The organism is Crocosphaera sp. Alani8 (assembly GCF_038442745.1).
Lineage (GTDB): Bacteria > Cyanobacteriota > Cyanobacteriia > Cyanobacteriales > Microcystaceae > Crocosphaera.
In genome coordinates this window covers 1-2,107 of record NZ_JARVCN010000468.1, presented here as the reverse complement: position 1 = coordinate 2,107, position 2,107 = coordinate 1, and the positions used below count along the sequence as shown (strand labels likewise).

Sequence of the window (2,107 nt, the reverse complement as noted above, 5' to 3'; positions counted from 1 at the left end):
CTCTATAAAAAACCCCATCTTCATTCTCATAAATCATTCCTGATTGCTATAGGTTCGGTAGAACCCAAAGTATCTCAAAGATTCATTGGGATTGAAAGTTAAACGTAATGGAGAATTTTGTTATGAATATGACTCAATTGGTTCGATGTCCTAACTGTGGTAATTATGCTCAACGTCATTACTTTAGGAGTGAAGAAATTATGGGGGAAGTTTGTGGTAACCGTCAAGTTATTCAAACTGAATGTTCAAGTTGTGATTATTTAATGGTTATATTTTCTGATAATGGTCAAGTGATTGAAACATCTTCACTGGGAATGGCCACAACAATTCATTCAAAAAATAGACAAAACTTGACCCCTCAAGTTGAAAAAGCCATCCTGGCTTAAGATAACTGTTTCTTCAATAATGAACAATAATTATCGATTTGTTAATCTAGAAAAAAGTAGAGTTAAATTAGTTGAGTTATGGAATCAGAACTTGATAAAGAAATGTTAAAGGAGGTAGGGGTTAAGATGATTCAGAAAACTATTAACCAATTAGTGATCACTACCCTATTAATTCTATGGGGAATCTTCGGACAAAGTCTCTGTTCTTTAGCCAAGGAGCCGATGTGGAGTCAACTCCCCAATGGACAAGATTCATCTCCGGCCACAGAAGGGGAAAATCAATTAGAGGGAATTCATAATCAGCAATGGCAATGGCAGGTTGAACCTGAAGATAGGACTGACAAAGAGTCCATTGAGGAGGAATATCCCCTAGATGTCAATTCCAATAATAGTGTTCCCTCTGTGAACCCCATGACTGAAGAACAAGAGTGGGAAGATAGTAACACAGGAGATCCAGTACCAACTGGTGGGACAGTTCCCCTTGTAGAATTTTAAGTTTAAGCTGAAAGTATGCTCAAAGCAGGGAATAATGACAGTGAATTTATTCAAGAACATAAAAGGATCTCGACAAGCGTTTCGTATTGGAGTTTCATTATTACTAATGCTTTTAGGGTTAAATTTAATAACTTTGAAAGCGTGGGCTCAGATGGAGGGGAATAGTTCCGAAGAGTTTTTTGAGCAGGGTTCTCAAGAAACTGAACAAGAGATTGAGACTTTAGAAAACCAACAACCTCATCAATCAACGGAGGAACGAGAAGAACAAAATCTAGTTCACCCTATCTTAAGAGAGCCAAATACCCCATCATTAGAAACAGATGAGCTAAGAGAATCTGGAGTTATACAGACTAATCCCAACCCTGATGGATTGGGAGAATTAGACTGGCAGGAGTAGGCTTGGTAGTGAAATCTCTCTTCTATTATCTCTATCCCACTTTTTTTGAGGCACTACCTATTTAGGTTCCATACCTTTGTCTTAATTCAGTTCTAAGATGAGAATGATCGCCCATAAGATGAACTAACGGGCCATGTTCAGCCATTTCTACCATACTTACAGCAGCCACCCCCATTCCAATGCGATCGCGGAAACGACCAATATCAATTCCCAACAGAGAACATAAGATAATGCGGATAGTTGCTTTATGGGAGACAACTAAAATATTACCTGTGTGGTATTTTTCTTCAATTTCTGCAAGAACTTCTGAACTACGGCGAGCGATATCGATCCCTTTTTCTCCTCCGTTGGGACTATTCCAACCTGGGTCGGCTAACCAGCGTATATACTCGTCATGAAACTCTAGGTTAATTTGAGCAGGGGTTTTTCCTTCCCATTCTCCATAATAAATTTCTTTGAGACCATCACGAAGTTCCATGGGGAAATCTAGTAGATCGCATAACGGTTTAGCAGTAGCAATCGTCCGTTTCAAGGGACTACAATAAACAGCTTTCCACTCCATATCTTGGTAGATTTGAGCAAAATCTTCTGCCATTTGTACTCCAGATGGAGTCAATTCAATATCTAATCTTCCACAGTCAGGGCAAACGCATCTAAAATGTAGGCAGAATTAAGTTATAATGTGTTCAAGATTTCAAATTACCAGGTAATTTGAAAAACCTACCTAAAATCTTCTACCAAAAGAAAAAAGTCTGCTTAATAAAACCATTTAGAAAAAAAATGAGCAACATAACTGCTAATCTCAAACCAAGATTGTTTTGAGAATCTA

The 2,107-nt window shown here is 38.0% G+C and carries 3 protein-coding genes and 1 pseudogene; 3 read left to right on the top strand and 1 reads right to left on the bottom strand.

Annotated elements, in window-relative coordinates; all coding sequences use genetic code 11:
- The first annotated feature begins 122 nt into the window (after positions 1-122).
- The 3 genes from P9B04_RS23210 (at position 123) to P9B04_RS23200 (ending at position 1,278) form a co-directional block, all read left to right on the top strand.
- A complete protein-coding gene (locus P9B04_RS23210; RefSeq protein ID WP_342057330.1) occupies positions 123-386 on the top strand; it encodes a hypothetical protein in 264 nt (87 codons plus the stop codon).
- A gap of 78 nt (positions 387-464) precedes the next feature.
- Positions 465-881, top strand: a complete 417-nt coding sequence (locus tag P9B04_RS23205; protein ID WP_342057329.1) for a hypothetical protein — start codon at positions 465-467, stop codon at positions 879-881.
- Positions 882-915: 34 nt separating this feature from the next.
- Positions 916-1,278 carry a hypothetical protein gene (locus P9B04_RS23200; RefSeq protein WP_342057328.1) on the top strand — a complete coding sequence of 121 codons (363 nt, stop codon included), beginning with the start codon at positions 916-918 and terminating at the stop codon, positions 1,276-1,278.
- A gap of 61 nt (positions 1,279-1,339) precedes the next feature.
- Here P9B04_RS23200 and P9B04_RS23195 read toward each other — a convergent pair.
- A pseudogene (locus P9B04_RS23195) lies at positions 1,340-1,915 on the bottom strand (histidine phosphatase family protein); the annotation flags it as partial.
- Positions 1,916-2,107: the final 192 nt, after the last annotated feature.